Genomic DNA, 17,826 nt, shown 5'->3' with positions numbered 1-17,826 from the left:
TGGGCTTGCCGGCGTTCAGCCGGCGCAAGACCGGGCGAGGGGCAAACAGTTCAGCCCTCGTGGGCGCCGAACATCGTCTTGGCGTAAGTGACGCCGATGCCGTAGGCGCCGCCGACCTTCTTGGCGATGCCGGTGGTCAGCTCGTAGGTTTCGCCACGGGCCCAGTCGCGCTGCAGCTCCAGCAGGTATTGCAGCGACGTGATGGGCTGGGCGCCGGCTTGCACCATGCGCGCAACGGCGCGCTCGTGCGCCTCGGTGGAGACATCGCCGCAGGCGTCGGTGATGACGTAGACCTCGAAGCCCTGGTCCAGCGCCGACAGCGCCGGGCCGACGATGCAGACGCTGGTCCACAGGCCGGCCAGCACGAGGCGCTTCTTGGCGATGCGGTTGACCTCCTGGATGACGGCCGTGTCTTCCCAGGTGTTCATCGACGTGCGGTCCAGCATCTTCTGGCCGCCGAAGGGGGCCGTGACCTCGTCGAACATCGGGCCGGAGAAGCTCTTCTCGGCCACGGTCGTCAGGATGGTCGGCACCTTGAAGCCGGCGGCGGCCTGGGCGACGAGCGAGGCGTTGTTGCGCAGCTCGATGGCGGGAATGGAATGCGTGGCGAAGGCCATCTGCGACTGGAAGTCGATCATGACCAGCAGGTGGTCGGTGGGGTTCAGCAGCTTGGTGCCCGGCGTGGCCTTGGCGGTGGGGATGCTCATGGTGGATTCCTCGTGGGGGTTGGGGGGAAGCGGGGAAGTCAGATCAGGCCCAGCGCGACGGCCACGCCGGCGCCGTAGGCGGGGTCGGCCTTGCAGCAGTTGTCGACGTGGCGCTCGCGCACCTCGCGGCTGACGCCATGCATGGCGCGGGCGGTGTTGTCGAACAGGCGCTGGCGCTCGTCGGCGCGCAGCAGGCGGAACAGCGCCGCGGTCTGGCTGAAGCAGTCGTCGTCCAGGCGGTGGTCCCAGTGCGTGGCCGTGCCGTGCAGCGCCAGCGGCGGCTCGGCCGGATGCTGGCGGTCGGGCCACAGGCCCAGGCTGTTGGGCACATAGCCGGGCGTGGCGCCGTGGTTGCCGTCCACGCGCATCGCGCCATCACGGTGAAAGCTGTGCACCGGGCAGCGCGGTGCGTTCACCGGGATCTGCTGGAAGTTGACGCCCAGCCGGTAGCGCAGCGCGTCGCCGTAGCTGAACAGCCGCGCCTGCAGCATCTTGTCGGGCGAGAAGCCGATGCCCGGCACGACGTGGGCCGGCGAGAACCCGGCCTGCTCCACCTCGGCGAAGTAGTTCTGCGGGTTGCGGTTGAGCTCCAGCACGCCCACCTCGTGCAGCGGGTACTCCGCATGCGGCCAGACCTTGGTCAGGTCGAAGGGGTTGAAAGGGCAGGCGTTGGCCTCGGCTTCGGTCATCAGCTGCACGCACAGCGTCCAGCGCGGGAAGTCGCCGCGGGCGATGGCGTCGAACAGGTCGCGCTGGGCGCTTTCGCGATCGCGGCCGATGAGGGCTTCGGCCTGGGCGTCGCTGAGCCAGCGCACGCCTTGCTGACTGCGGAAGTGGAACTTCACCCAGTGCCGCTCGCCCTCGACGTTGATGAAGCTGAAGGTGTGGCTGCCGAAGCCGTGCATGTAGCGGTAGCCATCGGGCAGGCCGCGGTCGCTCATCAGGATGGTGACCTGGTGCAGCGCCTCGGGCATCAGCGTCCAGAAGTCCCAGTTGCTCTGCGCGTTGCGCAGGTTGGTGCAGGGGTCGCGCTTGACGGCGTGGTTCAGGTCGGGAAAGCGCAGCGGGTCGCGCATGAAGAACACCGGCGTGTTGTTGCCCACCAGGTCCCAGTTGCCTTCCTGCGTGTAGAACTTCACCGCGAAGCCGCGGATGTCGCGCTCGGCATCGGCCGCGCCGCGCTCGCCGGCCACGGTGGAGAAGCGCAGGAACACCTCTGTCTGCTTGCCCACCGCCGAGAAGACGTCGGCCTGCGTGTAGCGGCTGATGTCCTGTGTGACGGTGAACGTGCCGTAAGCCCCCGAGCCCTTGGCGTGCATGCGGCGCTCGGGGATGACCTCGCGGTCGAAGTGGGCCAGCTTCTCCAGCAGCCAGATGTCTTGCAGCAGCGCCGGCCCGCGCGGCCCGGCGGTCTGGATGTTGAGGTTGTCTGCCACCGGCGCGCCGTTGGCGTGGGTCAGGCGCTGCGTCATGCTCAGCTCTTGATGAAAGCCAGCAGGTCGGCGTTGAGCACGTCGGCGTTGACGGTCAGCATGCCGTGCGACAGACCCGGGTAGACCTTGAGCGTGCCGTTCTTGAGCAGCTTGACGGCCTTGAGCGCCGAGTTGGCGATGGGCACGATCTGGTCGTCGTCACCGTGCATCACGAGGGTGGGCACGGTGATGGCCTTCAGGTCCGCGGTCTGGTCGGTCTCGGAGAAGGCCTTGATGCCTTCGTAGTGCGCCTTGGCGCTGCCCATCATGCCCTGGCGCCACCAGTTGTTGATGACGCCCGGCAGCGGCTTCACGCCGGGGCGGTTGAAGCCGTAGAACGGGCCGGCGGGCACGTCCATGAACATCTGCGCGCGGTTGTCGGCCACGCCCTTGCGGAAGCCGTCGAAGACTTCGATGGGCAGGTGGTCGGGGTAGGCAGCGGTCTTGGCCATGATGGGGGGCACGGCGGCCACCAGCACGGCCTTGGCCACGCGGCCGGCCGGCTGGCCGTGCTTGGCCACATAACGCGCGACTTCACCGCCGCCGGTGGAGTGGCCGATGTGCACGGCGTTGCGCAGATTCAGGTGCTCGACGACGGCGAAGGCGTCGGCGGCGTAGTGGTCCATGTCATGGCCCTCGCTGACCTGGGCCGAGCGGCCGTGGCCGCGGCGGTCGTGGGCGACGACGCGAAAGCCGCGCTGCACGAAGAACAGCAGCTGGGCATCCCAGTCGTCGCTGGACAGCGGCCAGCCGTGGTGGAAGACTATGGGCTGGGCCGTCTTGGGGCCCCAGTCCTTGTAGAAGATCGTGGTGCCGTCTTTGGTGGTGATGGTGCTCATCTGCATTCCTTGTTGCGGTTGGGAGGGGCTGGCGGCGGCCTGGGCGTCACCGGCTGCTGCCAGCGACGCGGTGGCCAGGGGCCATGCGAGGGCGGTGCCGAGACCGGCGCCCATCGAGATGACCTGCCGGCGGCTGGGGTCCGAGGTGAGGTTGGGGTCAGAGGTCATGGCGCATGTCCTGCGGTGTGGAATTACCGGAGGTCATGCTAGGAATCGGCCATGCAACGGCCCAGCCCCTAACGGGCAATCCGAGCTATCCCTTTGGAGATAGGCCACTGCGGCGGGCGTGCCGCTGTCGCGGCGCCGTTCAGGGCGTCAGAGCTGGAGCAGGCCGCGTTGCAGCGCGATCGTGACGGCGTGGGTGCGGTCGCGTGCGTTGAGCTTGAGCAGGATGGATTTCATCCGTGCCTTGATGGTGTCTTCGGTGACCGACAGCAGCGCGCCCACCTCCCGGTTGGAGTGCCCCAGCGCGATGTAGCGAACGACCTCGACCTCACGGTCGGTCAGCATCTCGTCACCGGCATGCCGGGCGATCTCGACGGCGATGTCCGAGGGCACCCAGCGGCCGCCGCCATGCACCATGCGGATCGCGTCGACCAGCGATGTGCGCACCGTCGTCTTGACCAGGTAGCCGGTGGCCCCTTCCTTCAGCGCGCGCCAGGCCTGGATGTCGCCCCTGTAGGTCGTCAGCACGAGCATGCGCGCGTGCGGCGTCCGCTGGCGGATGCGCTGCATGGCCTGCAGCCCGTCCATGCGGGGCATCTGCAGGTCCATCAGGGTCACGTCGGGCTGCAATTCGGCGTGGCGCTCCACCGCCTCGGCGCCGTTGGCGGCCTCGCCCACGACGCACATGTCGGATTGGTGCTGCACCACGGCGGCGATGCCTTCACGCATCAGCGGGTGGTCGTCGACGATGAGCAGGCGAACCTGTGAAGCGGGCGTAGTCATGTGCCAGTGCAGTCAAGTTTAGGCGGCGCGGGCGACTCTTTCGGGTAAGCCGGAATCACCCGTCGGGGGATGCCAGCGCGCGGCCGGGCCGTGCAGGATGCAGCCATGGCTGCATCCATCCCTGCCGATCACGCGTGGCCTCCAAACGCAGGGGCTTGGACCTGCCCCGGGGCGGTGCGCGTCACGCATGCCAGCGCGCTGCTCACCGCGGGCATTCTTGCCACGCTCGACAAGCGGGCCGCGTGGCGCCCCGAGCCGCTGCCGGGCCGCGCCGTGTTGATCACGGACCTGCAGCAGGCGCTGCGGCCGCAGCACGATGCGGCCGTCCTCGTGGTGGACAGCGGGCTGACCACCCAGGTCGTTCGCGGCTTGCTGCGTGCTGGCGTGCAGGGCTGCGTCTGCGCCGAGGGCTGCGCCGAAGAGCTGTTGCGTGCCGTCGACGCCTTGCGTTCGGGCGCAAGCTATGTCTGCCCCTTGTCCAGCAGCCTGCTGGCCGGCGCGCTGAAGCCCTTCGATCTGACCGGCCGCGAGAGCGAGGTGCTGGCGTTGCTGTGCGATGGGCTGGACAACCGGTCGATCGCCGAGCGCTTGTGCATCGCGCTCGGCACGGTGAAATGCCACGTCAAGGCCTTGTTGGCCAAGACGGGCACGTCCCAGCGCACGGCGCTGGCGGCGCAGGCAATCCGGCAGGGGTGGGTGGACCGCGCGGCCGTGGCCGAGCCCCCACCTATCATCCCGCCGAGACGATGCAGCGCCCCCTCCCCACACCCTTCACGCTGACCGCGGGCGTTGCCGCGGTGGTGGGCCTGTCGTGGTGTCGGCTGGTGCTGCTGTGTCTGGCCGTTTGGGCGGGGCAGGCCTTGTCCGCGCCGCTGCCGGCCGGCCTGCTGGGGTTCAAGCACGAGGCCTGGTCGATCGAGCGCGGTGCGCCGAGTCGCATCAATTCCATCAGCCAGACGCAGGACGGGTTTCTCTGGATCGGCAGCGTCGAGGGCTTGTTCCGCTTCGACGGCGTGGTCTTCGAACCCGTGCGGCCGAGCGGCGCCCCGGCGGGCCCGCGCCTGGTGGTGTCCAGTTTGTGGGCGGCGCGGTCGGGCGATCTCTGGGTCGGCCTGGCGCGCGGGCGCGGTGTGGCGCGGTTTCACGACGGCCAACTGGTCGACGCCCGGATGCCGCGCCCCTCGCGCGAGGTCAACGACATCCGGGAGGACGCCGAGGGCGGCATCTGGGTGGCGCGCGGTGGGCGCAGCGAGGGCATGCTGGCCCGCTTCCATCAGGGCGTCTGGCAGGAGTTCGGGACCGAGAGCGGCCTGCCGGCGCAACAGGTGTGGCAACTGCATTTCGCCCGTGACGGCACGATGTGGGTGGTGCTGTCGAGCACGCTGGCGCGGCGACGGCCGGGCGATGCGGCGTTCCAGGTCGTCGCGCAGGGCCTCTCGCCGCGGGCCAGCCTGTCCGAGGATGCGCAGGGGCAGGTCTGGATCTCGGATTCGCAGGGCACGCGCTCGCTGGACCGGCCGGCCGGCACCGACACGTTCTTCGCCCACCCCAACCCCGTCGGCGGTGCCCGGTTGCTGTTCGACGCCCAGGGCGACCTCTGGACCACCACCTGGAACAGCGGCGTGCTGCGCATCCTCGCGCCGGGGCGGGCCCTGCCGGCCGAGGCCCGCTCGGCGGGCCGCGTCGCGTCGCTCGGCGTCGGCGACGGCCTGAGCTCCGACCAGGCCCGCGCGCTGTTCCAGGATCGGGAGGGCAACCTGTGGATAGGCACCGAGCTCGGGCTGGATCTGCTGCGCCCCGCCGCCGTGAGGGTGGAGCCGGGCGTGCCGGGCAATTCACCCACCAGCTACCGGATGGCGGCCAGCCGCGACGGCGCCGTCTACGTGGCCGATGCCCAGGCGCTGTATGCCATCGCGCCGGGCCGCGACCCGTCACGTGTGCTGGGGCTGGGCTCACCGGCCGAGGCGCTGTGCGCGAGCGGCGACCGCGGCGTGTGGCTGTTCCTCGCCGACCGTGTGCTGCAGGTGGACGGCAGCGCGGTGACCACGCATGCCAAGCCCGCGGGCAGTACCGCCTACGGTTGCGTGGAGGATGCCGCCGGCCGGCTGTGGATGCCTGGGTTGGAGCAGGGGCTGTACTGGCTGGCGCGGGGGCGCTGGCAGCGCTGGCCGGAGGCGGCGCCGTCGCCGTCGCTGCCGGCCAATGCCGCGCGGGACCGCGATGGCCGTGCGGCCGTGCTGTTCCGCGCCGGCATTCCCGAGGGCGCGCTGCCGTTCCGGGCAATCGCCGCCGCCGAGTCTGCCGTGGGCGGTGTCGAGGGCCTGCTGCCTTCCGAGGCCGGGCTGCTGGTCAGTGGTTCGCGCGGCATGGCGGCGGTCGATGCGCCGGCCGGCGCGCTGATGTCCGACCAGACCCATCCGTGGGCAGCGTCGGTCAACGGGCTGGCGCAGACCCCCGACGGCGACACCTGGGCCATCGGCGATGCCGGCATCGTGCGGCTGCGCTCGTCCGACATGGCCCAGGCGTTGCGCGGCGGGCCGGGCGCCGTGCCGGCCAGGATCATCGACTTCCACGACGGGCTCAACAGCTTCGTCCAGAAGGCGCCGGGCGCCCAGGTGGCCGTGGGCGGCGATGGCCGTGTCTGGTTCCTGACGCGGGGCAACCTGTTGCGCGTCCATGCCCCGGGGCTGGTCCCCAATCGCCTGCCGCCGCCGGTCGTGGTGCGGGCGATCCAGGCCGGTGATCAGCGTTTCGCGCCGGCGCCGGACCTTGAACTGCCGGCCGGCACGACGACGGTGCGCGTCGCCTTCACGGCGCTGAGCCTGAGCGTGCCCGGGCGCGTGAAGTTCCGCCACCGCCTGGTGGGCTTGCGCGATGCCTGGAGCGAACCGGGCGGCGAGCGCGAGGTGCTGCTGGCTGACCTGCGGCCCGGCCGCTACCGGCTGGAGCTGATCGCCTGCAACAACGACGGCGTCTGGTCCGAGCGGCCGACGCAGCTCACCTTGACGATCCCGGAGACGTTCACCCAGTCGACGGGCTTCAAGGTCGCCGCGGCCGCGCTGAGCCTGCTGCTGCTGTACGGCCTCTACCTCGTGCGGCTGCGGCACATCCTGTCGGGCTTGCGGGAGCGCGGCGAGGAGCGCAGCCGCGAGCGCGAGCGCATCGCCCGGGAGATGCACGACACGCTGCTGCAGAGCGTGCAGGGCCTGATCCTGCGCTTCCAGTCGGTGGCCGATCGCCTGCACGGCGACCCGCAGACCCGCGAGGCCATGACCCAGGCGCTGGACCGGGCCGAGGCCGTCGTGGTGGAAGGCCGTGACCGCCTGCAGGGCCTGCGTCGGGTGGAAACCGGCGACCTGGAGGTGGAGCTGCGGCGGCTGTCGGCGGAACTGCCCTTCGGCGAGGGCACACGGGTCAGCGTGTCGAGCACCGGCCAGGCGCGGCGGTTGCAGCCTTGCGCCTTCGACGAGATCCTGTGCATCGTCAGCGAAGCCTTGTTCAACGCGGCCCGGCACGCCCAGGCCTCCGAGGTCGACGTGCTGGCCGACTACGGGGGGCAGTCGCTGCAGATCGTCGTGCGTGACAACGGGGTGGGGCTGCCGGCTGCCGGCGCCGGGGCGGTCAGCCCCGAAGGCCATTTCGGCCTGCTGGGCATGCGGGAACGCGCCCAGCGCATCGGCGCGCAGTTCCGCGTCGAGGGGCAGGCGGGGCAGGGCACCCGCGTGGCGCTGCGCATCCCCGCCAGCGTGGCCTACGCGCGCGAGCCGGTTTGACGGGGCGGGCGACTGCCCGTGCCGGCGGGGCGCCGATGCGCCTGCTGCAGGGCCTCTAAAATTCGAGGTTTCCACCGAGGACCCGTGATGGCCGACCCGACCCCGCAACAAGTGCGCGATTTCATTGCCGCAGGCCTGCCTTGTGCGCATCTGGAAGTCGAGGGCGACGGCCGACATTTCTTCGCCACCATCGTCTCCAGCGAGTTCGCGGGCCTGACGCGCATCAAGCGGCACCAGCGGGTCTATGCGGCGCTGGGCGAGCGCATGCGCGAGGAGATCCACGCGCTGTCGATGAAGACGCTGACGCCCGAGGAGTGGCAGCAATGAGCGCCGCGAACACCGGCCTGACGCTGGCCCTCTCCAAGGGCCGCATCTTCGAAGAGACGCTGCCGCTGCTGCGCGCCGCTGGCATCGAGGTGCTGGAAGACCCCGAGACCTCGCGCAAGCTCATCCTGCCGACCAACCGCGAAGGCGTGCGCATCGTCATGGTCCGCGCCAGCGACGTGCCGACCTATGTGCAGTACGGCGGCGCCGACCTCGGCGTGGCCGGCCGCGACGTGCTGCATGAGCAAGCCCTCGCCCAGGGCGGCTCGCATGGCCTTTACCAGCCGCTGGATCTGAATATCGCCCGCTGCCGCATGAGCGTGGCCACGCGGGCCGATTTCGACTACGCCACCGCCGTGAAGCAGGGCTCGCGGCTGCGCGTGGCCACCAAGTACACCGAGATCGCCCGCCAGCACTTCGCCGAGAAGGGCGTGCACGTGGACCTCATCAAGCTCTACGGCTCCATGGAGCTGGCGCCGTTGACGGGCCTGGCCGACGCCATCGTTGACCTCGTCTCCACCGGCGGCACGCTGCGTGCGAACAAGCTGGTAGAGGTGGAGCAGATCATGGACATCTCGTCGCGCCTGGTCGTCAACCAGGCCGCGCTGAAACTCAAGCGCGACACGCTGCGGCCGCTGATCGACGCGTTCTCGAAGGCGGTGACCGCATGAGCCTCGTGCGCCAACTCTCGACCGCGTCGGCCGACTTCGCCGTCGAGTTCGAACGCCTGCGCCATTGGTCGGCCGAGACGGATGCGGCCATCGAAGGCCGTGTCGCCGAGATCCTGGCCGATGTGCAGGCACGCGGTGACGCCGCCGTGCTCGAGTACACGGCGCGCTTCGACCGCCTGAACGCCGACAGCGTCGCCGCGCTGGAGATCACTCAAGGCGAGCTGCAGGCCGCATTGGCGTCCATCACGCCCGCCCAGCGCGATGCGCTGCAGGCGGCCGCGCGGCGTGTGCGGGCCTACCACGAGCGTCAGCTGGAGGCCTCGGGCCGCAGTTGGAGCTACCGCGACGAGGACGGCAGCCTGCTGGGCCAGAAGGTCACGCCGCTGGACCGCGTGGGCCTGTATGTGCCGGGCGGCAAGGCGGCCTACCCGAGCAGCGTGCTGATGAACGCCATTCCCGCGCATGTGGCGGGCGTGCAGGAAATCGTCATGGTGGTGCCGACGCCCGACGGCGCGCGCAACCCGCTGGTGCTGGCCGCCGCCGCCGTGGCCGGCGTGCACCGCGTGTTCACCATCGGCGGCGCGCAGGCCGTGGCCGCGCTCGCCTACGGCACGGCCACCATCCCGCGGGTCGACAAGATCACCGGCCCGGGCAATGCCTACGTCGCGTCGGCCAAGAAGCATGTGTTCGGTCAGGTCGGCATCGACATGATCGCCGGTCCCAGCGAGATCCTGGTCATCGCCGACGGCACGACCCCGCCCGACTGGGTGGCCATGGACTTGTTCAGCCAGGCCGAGCACGACGAGCTGGCGCAGAGCATCCTGCTGAGCCCCGACGCGGCATTCCTCGACGCCGTGCGCGCCAGCATGGAGCGGCTGCTGCCTGAGCTGCCGCGCGCCGACATCGTGCGCGCGTCGCTGCAGGGCCGTGGCGCGCTGATCCACACGCGCTCGATGGAAGAGGCCTGCGAGATCAGCAACAGCATCGCGCCCGAGCACCTGGAGATCAGCGCCGCCGAGCCGGCCCGCTGGGAGCCGCTGCTGCGCCATGCCGGCGCCATCTTCATGGGCGCCTACACCAGCGAGAGCCTGGGCGACTACTGCGCCGGCCCCAACCACGTGCTGCCCACGGCCAGCACGGCGCGCTTCTCGTCGCCGCTGGGCGTCTACGACTTCCAGAAGCGCAGCAGCCTCATCGAGGTCAGCGCCGAGGGCGCGCAGTCGCTGGGCCGCATCGCCAGCGTGCTGGCGCACGGCGAGGGCCTGCAGGCCCATGCGCGAGCGGCCGAACTCAGGCTGAAGTGAGCGGCGCGCGCGTGGTCGCGCGCTTGTGGGCGGTCCGCGCGGCGGGGGCGACCAGGGCGCCCGCGTCCCGCACGGTGCCCCGGGTCTTGGCCTCTCAGGCCACGGCCTTGAACGGGCTGCGCTCCGGTGGCTCGTCGTGTTCGGCCGTCTTGGTCAGCGCGGTGACGATCCAGTTCAGCGCCGACACGCGGTGCCGTACCGCGCAACTCAGCGGTTCGGGCTTGCAACCCATCTTGGCCTTGGGCTCCAGCGCCGTGCGGCCCAGGCTCAGCCGCGTGGAGCCGAAGGCGATCGCATCCTGCACGGTGGACTGCAGCAGCGTCAGGTAGATGGGCGCGTCGGCATTGGCGGCGCGGTCGTAGCCGATGTAGTAGCCCAGCGTCGTGTCACCGTCGTGCACGCTGGTGACGAAGCCCAGCCAGCGGCCGTCGGCATGCTCGGCCACGCGGCAGCGGAAGCGCTCGCCCAAAGCGGCGGCCATTGCGGGCAGATAGCCGGGTGTCAGCGTCGCCAGCCGCAGGCCCTGGGCCTGGTGCACCTGGCCGTAGAGGCCGTGCAGTTCGTCGGCGCGTGCGGCCATCTCCTCGGCCGTGGCGAGGCGCAGCGTGATCGAGGCGTTGGCGCAGTCCTTCAGCAGCTTCTTGGCCGCGCTGCGGTAGCCCGAGGTCATGCTGGCGAGGTAGTCGTCCCAGCTTTTCCACTCGGGGCGCAGCGTCAGCACCATGTCGGGCTCGGTCTCCACGCTGCGGTAGCCCAGCAGGCGCAGTGCCGGCGGCACCTGCTCGCCGGCCACGCCGAGGTCCTTGATCATGGCCAGGTCAGACTGGCCGCTGAGCTTGTCCGCGCGACGCACGCGGTAGATGGCTTCGCAGACGGCATGCCACAGCTGGCCTTCGTCGGCATGCGGCGCCAGCGCCATCGAGCGCGCGCCCCACACCAGCAGGTTGCCGCACACCAGCAGGTGTTCGCGCAGCCCGGCGATGGGGTCCAGCAGCTTCTTCTCGCCCGGCTTGCGCAGCTGCATGCCGCCGATGCTGACGCGCTGCAGTAGCAGCGCAGCGACCGGCTCGCCGTCGGCATAGGCCATCGCGTAGCGCGGCTCGAGGTTCTCGGGCGCCTGTGCCTCCAGCACGCGCAGGTAGTCGCGCGACAGGAAGACGGTCTGCGCCGCCAGCGCGTCCCAGTGCGTGGGGTTCACGAAGTCGATGCGGTCCGCCAGCACCAGCTGCAGCCCCGACGCCGAGCGCCGCGCGATGCGCCGCGCCTTGATGTCCTGCAGCGCCTGCACGGGGTTGACCGGCTGTGGCTTGAGCTTGCCGAGCGCGCGCCCGGTGCGCTTGAGCTTGGCGACGGTGGCTTGCAGGGGTTGCTTGACGAGGCGTGATGCGGACATCGAGGCGATGAAAGACGAGGGGCCTCAAGGATAGGTGCTGCGGCGACGCAGCCCGTAGGTCCCGCGCAAGGTGGTTAATCACACGAAGTTCGTGTTGCACGAAGTTCGTGATACGCTGCGGGCCATGAAGAATGTCACCGTCTCCATGGACGACGGCGTGGCCGAATGGGCCCGGCTGGAGGCCGCGCGGTGCAACACCAGCGTCTCGCGGCTGCTCGGTGAGTTGCTGGCCGAGAAGATGCGGCACGACGACGCCTACGAGCGCGCGCTGCAGGACTGGTTGCACCGCGAGCGCAGCTGGTCGTCGGACGGCAACCCTTACCCAGGCAGAACATGACGCCCCTCGTCCAACGCGTACGTTGGCCGGCCTTGCAGGCCGCGCTGCGGCTCGCGCCGCCGCTCTTCGGCAGGCACATTGAGCCCACTGGGCTCCCTGTGTCCAGCCTCAGCCCCCGCGGGGACGGCGATGCATGCGGCATTGAGCCGCACGCACATCGCCATGACGGGCCGGCTTGGGAGCGGCCCGGCGCTCGGCCCGCGAGTGCATTGACATGAATTCCATGGATCCCGTTTTCGTCGACACCTCCGTGCTGCTGTTCAGCGAGGACGGCGCCCGCCCGGCGGAGCGGGAACAGGTGCTGGCCTGGCTGCGGGTGCTGTGGGCCGGGCGCACCGGCCGCGTGTCGGTGCAGGTGCTGAACGACTTCTACCTGCTGGCCACGCAGCGTGTGCAGCCGCCCATGCCGCAGGGCGATGTGCGCGCCGAGGTGCGCCGTTATCAGCACTGGCGGCCGTGGGCGGCCGATCAGGCCACCGTCGAGTCCGCCTGGTCGCTGGAAAGCCGCTTCGGCCTGCCGTTCGCCGATGCGCTGGTCGTGGCCAGCGCCAAGGCGCAGGGCTGCACGCGGCTGCTGAGCCTGGCCCTGCCGCATGACGCCGTGTACGACAGCGTGCAGGTGCTCAACCCCCTTGTTGTCCCCGTCCCGACTGCACCATGACTGCTGCCTTCGACCGAGCCCTCACCCAAGCGATCGATCAAATACGCCCCGACGTGCGCGCGGCGCATGCCTATGTCGTGCAGTCCAGCCACGGGCTGCTGAAGATGGACGCGATGGAGAACCCCTACCGCCTGCCGCCCGAGCTGCAGCGGGCGCTGGGTGAGCGGCTCGCCACCGTCGCGCTGAACCGCTACCCGGCCGAGCGCACCGCCGAGCTGGCCCGCGCGCTCGCCCGGCATGCCGGCGCGGCCGACGACGTGGGCGTCACGCTGGGCAATGGCTCCGACGAGCTGATCGGCCTGCTGAGCATCGCCGTCGCGCGGCCCGGCGCCTGCGTGCTCGCGCCGGTGCCGGGCTTCGTCATGTACGAGGCCTTCGCGCGCCAGCAGCGGCTGGACTTCATCGGCGTGCCGCTGCGCGCCGACGACTTCCAGCTCGACGAGGCCGCCATGCTGGCCGCTATTCGTGAGCACCAGCCCGCGCTCATCTACCTGGCCTACCCGAACAACCCCACGGCGACGCTGTGGGATGCTGCCGTCATCGAGCGCATCGCGCAGGCCGCGCCGGGGCTGGTCGTCATGGACGAGGCCTACCAGCCCTTTGTCGACCAGGTCAGCGGCCAGAGCAGCCTCGCGCTGATGGCGCGCCAGCCCAACGTGCTGGTCATGCGCACGATGAGCAAGTTCGGCCTGGCCGGCGTGCGCATCGGCTACCTGCTGGGCGCGGCCGCGCTGGTGGAGCAGGTCGAGAAGCTGCGCCCGCCCTACAACATCAGCGTGCTGAACGCCGAGGCGGCGCTCTTCGCACTGGCGCATGCAGACGTCTACGCCGCCCAGGCTGCCGAGCTGCGCCAGCAGCGCGACCGGCTGTTCCAGGCCCTGCAGGCCCTGCCGGGCGTGAGCCCTTGGCCCAGCCAGGGCAATATGATCCTGGCCAGAGTGCAGGACGCCGCCGCCACCTTTGCGGCCCTGAAAGCGCGCGGCGTGCTGATCAAGAACGTCTCCGCCCTGCACCCGCTGCTCGCGAACTGCCTGCGCTTCACCGTCGGGACGCCCGACGAAAACACCCGCCTGCTGGCCGAACTCCAAGACTGCCTGTCATGAGCTCCCCCACCGTCACGGCACGCATCGCCGAAGTCACCCGCAACACCAAAGAGACGCGCATCACGGTGCGCATCAACCTCGACGGCACGGGCCAGTCCAAGCTGCACACCGGCATCGGCTTCTTCGATCACATGCTGGACCAGATCGCCCGCCACGGCCTGATTGACCTGGACATCCACTGCGAAGGCGACCTGCACATCGACGGCCACCACACGGTGGAAGACGTGGGCATCACGCTGGGGCTGGCCATCGCCAAGGCCGTGGGCGACAAGGCCGGCCTGACACGCTATGGCCACAGCTATGTGCCGCTGGACGAGGCGCTGTCGCGTGTCGTCATCGACCTGTCCGGCCGCCCGGGCCTGCACATGGACTGCAAGTTCACGGCCGGCAGCATCGGCGCCTTCGACACGCAGCTCACCTTCGAGTTCTTCCAGGGCTTCGCCAACGCCGCGTTGGCCACGCTGCACATCGACAACCTCAAGGGCCACAACGCTCACCACCAGGCCGAAACCATGTTCAAGGCCTTCGGCCGCGCGCTGCGCATGGCGACGACGCTGGACCCGCGCTCGGCCGGCGTGATTCCGTCGACGAAGGGGTCGCTGTGAGCCGAACAGTTGCGGTTGTCGACTACGGCATGGGCAATCTGCGCTCCGTGTCGCAGGCCGTCATCCATGCCGCCGAGGGGCAGGGTTATGACGTCGCCATTACCTGTGACCCCGACGCCATCCGCGCCGCCGAGCGCGTGGTGCTGCCGGGCCAGGGCGCCATGCGCGACTGCATGGCCGAGCTGGCTGCGTCGGGCGCCAAGGAAGCCGTGCTGGAAGCCGCCGCCACCAAGCCGCTGCTGGGCGTGTGCGTGGGCATGCAGATGCTGCTGGACCACAGCGAGGAACAGGACACGCCGGGGCTGGGCCTGATCCCGGGGCGCGTGCAGCGCTTCCGGCTGGAGGGCCGGCTGCAGGACGACGGCAGCCGCTTCAAGGTGCCGCAGATGGGCTGGAACCGCGTGCACCAGCCGCGCCCGCACCCGGTGTGGGATGGCATTCCCGACGCCAGCTGGTTCTACTTCGTGCACAGCTTCTACGCGACGACCGCGCAGCCCGAGCACAGCGCCGGCGAGACCGACTACGGCCTGCGCTTTACCTGTGCGGTGGCCCGGGATAATATTTTTGCGACCCAATTCCACCCCGAGAAAAGTGCCGCTCTGGGCCTCGCGCTCTATCGCAACTTCCTGCACTGGCGGCCTTGACCCACGCCCTACCGGCTTCGCCGGCCCCCTCAAGGGGGCGCCGCTGGTGGCCCGGCAAAGCCGATTCCACGGCGGCCACTCGGTAAGACACCACGCCTTCCAACCCTTGTTTTGATCTAGCCACCAGCCATGCTGCTGATCCCTGCCATCGACCTGAAAGACGGTCGCTGCGTCCGCCTCAAGCAAGGCGACATGAACGACTCCACCACCTTCGGCGAAGACCCCGCCGCGATGGCCCGCCGCTGGGTCGACGCGGGCGCGCGGCGGCTGCATCTGGTGGATTTGAACGGCGCCTTCGCGGGCAAGCCGGTCAATGAGGCGGCCATCAAGGCCATCATCAAGGAGGTGGGCGACGAGATCCCCATCCAGCTGGGCGGCGGCATCCGTGACCTCGACACCATCGAGCGCTATCTCGACGACGGCCTGAGCTACGTCATCATCGGCACGGCCGCGGTGAAGAACCCCGGCTTCCTGAAAGACGCCTGCAGCGCCTTCGGCGGCCACATCATCGTCGGGCTGGACGCCAAGGACGGCAAGGTCGCGACTGATGGCTGGAGCAAGCTGACCGGTCACGAGGTCATCGACATGGGCCAGAAGTTCCAGGACTACGGCGTCGAAGGCATCATCTACACCGACATCGGCCGCGACGGCATGCTGACGGGCATCAACATCGACGCCACCGTCAAGCTGGCCCAGGCGCTGACCATCCCCGTCATCGCGTCGGGCGGCCTGTCCAACATCGCCGACATCGAGCGGCTGTGCGCCGTGTACGAGGACGGCGTCGAAGGCGTCATCTGCGGCCGCTCCATCTACACGGGCGACCTCGATTTCGCGGCCGGTCAGGCGCGCGCCGACGAACTGATGGCCGCTGCGGAATAACGCCGGTGCTGGCCAAACGCATCATCCCCTGCCTGGACGTCACGGCCGGCCGTGTCGTCAAGGGCGTCAACTTCGTCGGCCTGCGTGACGCGGGTGACCCGGTGGACATTGCCGCCCGCTACAACGAGCAGGGCGCCGACGAACTGACCTTCCTCGACATCACCGCCACCAGCGATGGCCGCGACCTCATCCTGCACATCATCGAGGCGGTGGCCAGCCAGGTCTTCATCCCGCTGACGGTGGGCGGCGGCGTGCGCGCCGTGGCCGACGTGCGCCGGCTGCTGAACGCGGGCGCCGACAAGGTGAGCTTCAATTCCGCCGCCGTGGCCGACCCCGAGTTGATCCGCGCCGCCAGCGACAAATACGGCGCCCAGTGCATCGTCGTCGCCATCGACGCCAAGCGCCGCCAGGGCGACGACCTCGCCGCGCGCGGCCCCGGCTGGGATGTCTACACGCATGGCGGCCGCAAGAACGTGGGCCTGGATGCGGTGGCCTGGGCCAGGCAGATGGCCGAGTTCGGTGCCGGCGAGATCCTGCTGACCAGCATGGACCGCGACGGCACCAAGAGCGGCTTCGATCTGGCGCTCACCCGTGCCGTCAGCGACGCCGTGCCGGTGCCCGTCATCGCCTCCGGTGGTGTGGGCTCGCTGGACGACCTGGCCGACGGCATCACCCAGGGCGGCGCCGACGCCGTGCTGGCCGCCAGCATCTTCCACTTCGGCCAGCACACGGTGGGCGAGGCCAAGGCGCTGATGGCCGCACGCGGGATTCCGGTGCGGCAGTGAGGCCCTGACGCTGGCGCTGATGGCGGGACAATCCCGGCATGGGTGAGATCCGAATCATTGGCGGCCAGTGGAAGCGCTCCAAGCTCCCGGTGCCTGACGCGCCGGGGCTGCGTCCCACGTCTGACCGCGTCCGCGAGACGCTGTTCAACTGGCTGGGCCAGACGCTGACCGGCTGGCGTGTGCTGGACGCGTTCGCGGGCAGCGGTGCCTTGGGCTTCGAGGCGGCTTCGCGCGAGGCGGGCGAGGTCGTGCTCATCGAGCGCGATGCCAAGCTCGTGGCCGGCCTGCGCGCCAGCGTGCAGCGGCTGAAGGCTACGACCATGACCGTCTACGCGTCCGATGCGCTGGTCTGGATGAAGTCGGCGCCGCGTGCCGGGTTCGATCTGGTCATGCTGGACCCGCCGTTCGCCGCCGATCTGTTCGATGCCGCGCTGGCGGCGGCGATGCCGCTGGTGGGCGAGGGTGGGCTGATCTATGTCGAGGCGCCGCGCGAGATCGCTGCGCCAGCGGGCTTCTCCGTGCTGCGCCAGGGGCGGGCCGGCGCCGTTCACTACCACCTGCTGCGCCGCGAGGACAATCCAGCGCCATGACTTCGCGCAAGACCATCTCGGCCGTCTACCCCGGCACCTTCGACCCCATCACGCTGGGCCATGAGGACTTGATGCGCCGCGCTGCCGGCATGTTCGAGCGCCTGGTGCTGGCGGTGGCCGTGGGCCATCACAAGAAGACGCTGTTCTCGCTGGACGAGCGGCTGGCGATGGCGCGCGAGGTGGCGGCGCAGTGCTGTCCACAAGGCAACGTCGAGGTGTTCGCCTTCGACGGGCTGCTGCGCGACTTCGTGCGCTCGCACGAGGGGCGGGTCGTCGTGCGCGGCCTGCGCACCGGCGGCGACTTCGAGTACGAGTTCCAGATGGCCGGCATGAACCGCAAGCTGATGCCGGAGGTGGAGACCATCTTCCTCACGCCCGGCGAGCAGCACCAGTACACGTCCAGCACCTTCGTGCGCGAGATCGCGACGCTGGGCGGCGAGGTCGCCGAGTTCGTGTCGCCCGGCGTGCTGGCGCGGCTCGACGCCAAGTTCAAGGGGGCGTGAGATGGCCTTGATGATTACGGACGAGTGCATCAACTGCGACGTCTGCGAGCCCGCCTGCCCGAACAACGCGATCAGCATGGGCGAGGAGTATTACCAGATCGACCCGGGCAAGTGCACCGAGTGCGTGGGCCATTTCGATGAGCCGCAATGCGTGATGCTGTGCCCGGTGGCGTGCATCCCGGTCAACCCGGCGCACATCGAGACCCGCGAGACGCTGCTGCAGAAGTACCAGCGCCTCACGGCGGCCTGACGGCGGCTGGCAGTTCCTGTACGGCACGACGACGGCCC

20 protein-coding genes are annotated in these 17,826 nt (G+C 69.9%); 15 read left to right on the top strand and 5 right to left on the bottom strand.

Annotated features, from left to right (window positions below):
• Nucleotides 1–50: 50 nt before the first annotated feature.
• The 4 genes from ACG00X_RS18810 to ACG00X_RS18795 form a co-directional block, all read right to left on the bottom strand.
• Nucleotides 51–707 carry a hydrolase gene (locus tag ACG00X_RS18810; RefSeq protein WP_394490320.1) on the bottom strand — a complete coding sequence of 219 codons (657 nt, stop codon included), beginning with the start codon at nt 705–707 and terminating at the stop codon, nt 51–53.
• Between the two features lie 38 nt (nt 708–745).
• The gene (locus tag ACG00X_RS18805) at nt 746–2,179 is read right to left on the bottom strand and encodes a catalase (RefSeq protein WP_394490318.1); all 1,434 of its coding nucleotides are present in this window, start codon (nt 2,177–2,179) and stop codon (nt 746–748) included.
• A 2-nt stretch (nt 2,180–2,181) separates the two neighbouring features.
• Nucleotides 2,182–3,018: an alpha/beta fold hydrolase gene (locus tag ACG00X_RS18800; protein WP_394490440.1), complete on the bottom strand. Its 837-nt coding sequence runs from the start codon at nt 3,016–3,018 to the stop codon at nt 2,182–2,184.
• Between the two features lie 315 nt (nt 3,019–3,333).
• Entirely contained in the window at nt 3,334–3,966 is a 633-nt protein-coding gene (locus ACG00X_RS18795; RefSeq protein ID WP_394490316.1) for a response regulator transcription factor, read from the bottom strand.
• Between the two features lie 105 nt (nt 3,967–4,071).
• Between ACG00X_RS18795 and ACG00X_RS18790 the strand changes: the two genes are divergently transcribed.
• The 5 genes from ACG00X_RS18790 to hisD all read left to right on the top strand — a co-directional run bounded on the left by ACG00X_RS18790 (nt 4,072) and on the right by hisD (nt 10,038).
• Complete coding sequence (locus tag ACG00X_RS18790; protein ID WP_394490314.1) at nt 4,072–4,746, top strand: helix-turn-helix transcriptional regulator; 675 nt, start codon at nt 4,072–4,074, stop codon at nt 4,744–4,746.
• On the top strand, nt 4,713–7,739 hold the full coding sequence (locus tag ACG00X_RS18785; protein ID WP_394490312.1) for a sensor histidine kinase: 3,027 nt from the start codon (nt 4,713–4,715) through the stop codon (nt 7,737–7,739). The genes ACG00X_RS18790 and ACG00X_RS18785 overlap by 34 nt, the downstream gene beginning before the upstream one ends.
• 87 nt (nt 7,740–7,826) lie before the next feature.
• Nucleotides 7,827–8,066, top strand: coding sequence for a BolA family protein (locus ACG00X_RS18780; protein ID WP_394490310.1), 240 nt, complete (start codon nt 7,827–7,829; stop codon nt 8,064–8,066).
• On the top strand, nt 8,063–8,734 hold the full coding sequence (hisG, locus tag ACG00X_RS18775) for an ATP phosphoribosyltransferase (RefSeq protein ID WP_394490308.1): 672 nt from the start codon (nt 8,063–8,065) through the stop codon (nt 8,732–8,734). The genes ACG00X_RS18780 and hisG overlap by 4 nt, the downstream gene beginning before the upstream one ends.
• Nucleotides 8,731–10,038: a histidinol dehydrogenase gene (gene hisD, locus ACG00X_RS18770; protein WP_394490306.1), complete on the top strand. Its 1,308-nt coding sequence runs from the start codon at nt 8,731–8,733 to the stop codon at nt 10,036–10,038. Before hisG ends, hisD begins: the two co-directional genes overlap by 4 nt.
• Nucleotides 10,039–10,132: 94 nt before the next feature.
• On the opposite strand, the gene ACG00X_RS18765 is transcribed toward hisD, so the two are convergent.
• Entirely contained in the window at nt 10,133–11,431 is a 1,299-nt protein-coding gene (locus ACG00X_RS18765; RefSeq protein ID WP_394490304.1) for a GNAT family N-acetyltransferase, read from the bottom strand.
• Nucleotides 11,432–11,555: 124 nt separating this feature from the next.
• Here ACG00X_RS18765 and ACG00X_RS18760 point away from each other — a divergent pair, with 124 nt between their 5' ends.
• From ACG00X_RS18760 to ACG00X_RS18715, 10 genes are all read left to right on the top strand, one after another.
• On the top strand, nt 11,556–11,768 hold the full coding sequence (locus ACG00X_RS18760) for a CopG family transcriptional regulator (RefSeq protein WP_394490302.1): 213 nt from the start codon (nt 11,556–11,558) through the stop codon (nt 11,766–11,768).
• A gap of 214 nt (nt 11,769–11,982) precedes the next feature.
• Nucleotides 11,983–12,429 carry a PIN domain-containing protein gene (locus ACG00X_RS18755; protein ID WP_394490300.1) on the top strand — a complete coding sequence of 149 codons (447 nt, stop codon included), beginning with the start codon at nt 11,983–11,985 and terminating at the stop codon, nt 12,427–12,429.
• Complete coding sequence (hisC, locus tag ACG00X_RS18750) at nt 12,426–13,532, top strand: histidinol-phosphate transaminase (protein WP_394490298.1); 1,107 nt, start codon at nt 12,426–12,428, stop codon at nt 13,530–13,532. The genes ACG00X_RS18755 and hisC overlap by 4 nt, the downstream gene beginning before the upstream one ends.
• Nucleotides 13,529–14,137, top strand: coding sequence for an imidazoleglycerol-phosphate dehydratase HisB (gene hisB, locus ACG00X_RS18745; RefSeq protein ID WP_394490296.1), 609 nt, complete (start codon nt 13,529–13,531; stop codon nt 14,135–14,137). The genes hisC and hisB overlap by 4 nt, the downstream gene beginning before the upstream one ends.
• Nucleotides 14,134–14,781 (top strand): imidazole glycerol phosphate synthase subunit HisH, encoded by a 648-nt coding sequence (gene hisH, locus ACG00X_RS18740; protein WP_394490294.1) that lies wholly within the window; start codon nt 14,134–14,136, stop codon nt 14,779–14,781. The genes hisB and hisH overlap by 4 nt, the downstream gene beginning before the upstream one ends.
• Before the next feature lie 129 nt (nt 14,782–14,910).
• Nucleotides 14,911–15,660, top strand: a complete 750-nt coding sequence (hisA, locus tag ACG00X_RS18735; RefSeq protein WP_394490292.1) for a 1-(5-phosphoribosyl)-5-[(5-phosphoribosylamino)methylideneamino]imidazole-4-carboxamide isomerase — start codon at nt 14,911–14,913, stop codon at nt 15,658–15,660.
• Nucleotides 15,661–15,665: 5 nt separating this feature from the next.
• The gene (gene hisF / locus ACG00X_RS18730; protein ID WP_394490290.1) at nt 15,666–16,445 is read left to right on the top strand and encodes an imidazole glycerol phosphate synthase subunit HisF; all 780 of its coding nucleotides are present in this window, start codon (nt 15,666–15,668) and stop codon (nt 16,443–16,445) included.
• Between the two features lie 38 nt (nt 16,446–16,483).
• Nucleotides 16,484–17,035, top strand: coding sequence for a 16S rRNA (guanine(966)-N(2))-methyltransferase RsmD (gene rsmD, locus ACG00X_RS18725; RefSeq protein WP_394490288.1), 552 nt, complete (start codon nt 16,484–16,486; stop codon nt 17,033–17,035).
• Entirely contained in the window at nt 17,032–17,538 is a 507-nt protein-coding gene (coaD, locus tag ACG00X_RS18720; protein WP_394490286.1) for a pantetheine-phosphate adenylyltransferase, read from the top strand. The genes rsmD and coaD overlap by 4 nt, the downstream gene beginning before the upstream one ends.
• Before the next feature lies 1 nt (nt 17,539).
• Complete coding sequence (locus ACG00X_RS18715) at nt 17,540–17,788, top strand: YfhL family 4Fe-4S dicluster ferredoxin (RefSeq protein WP_394490284.1); 249 nt, start codon at nt 17,540–17,542, stop codon at nt 17,786–17,788.
• The last annotated feature ends 38 nt before the right edge of the window (nt 17,789–17,826 follow it).

Origin of the sequence: Pelomonas nitida (genome assembly GCF_043555975.1) — a bacterium.
Lineage (GTDB): Bacteria > Pseudomonadota > Gammaproteobacteria > Burkholderiales > Burkholderiaceae_C > Pelomonas > Pelomonas nitida.
The sequence above is the reverse complement of the archived record's forward strand: the minus strand, read 5'-3'. Positions and strand labels throughout refer to the sequence as shown.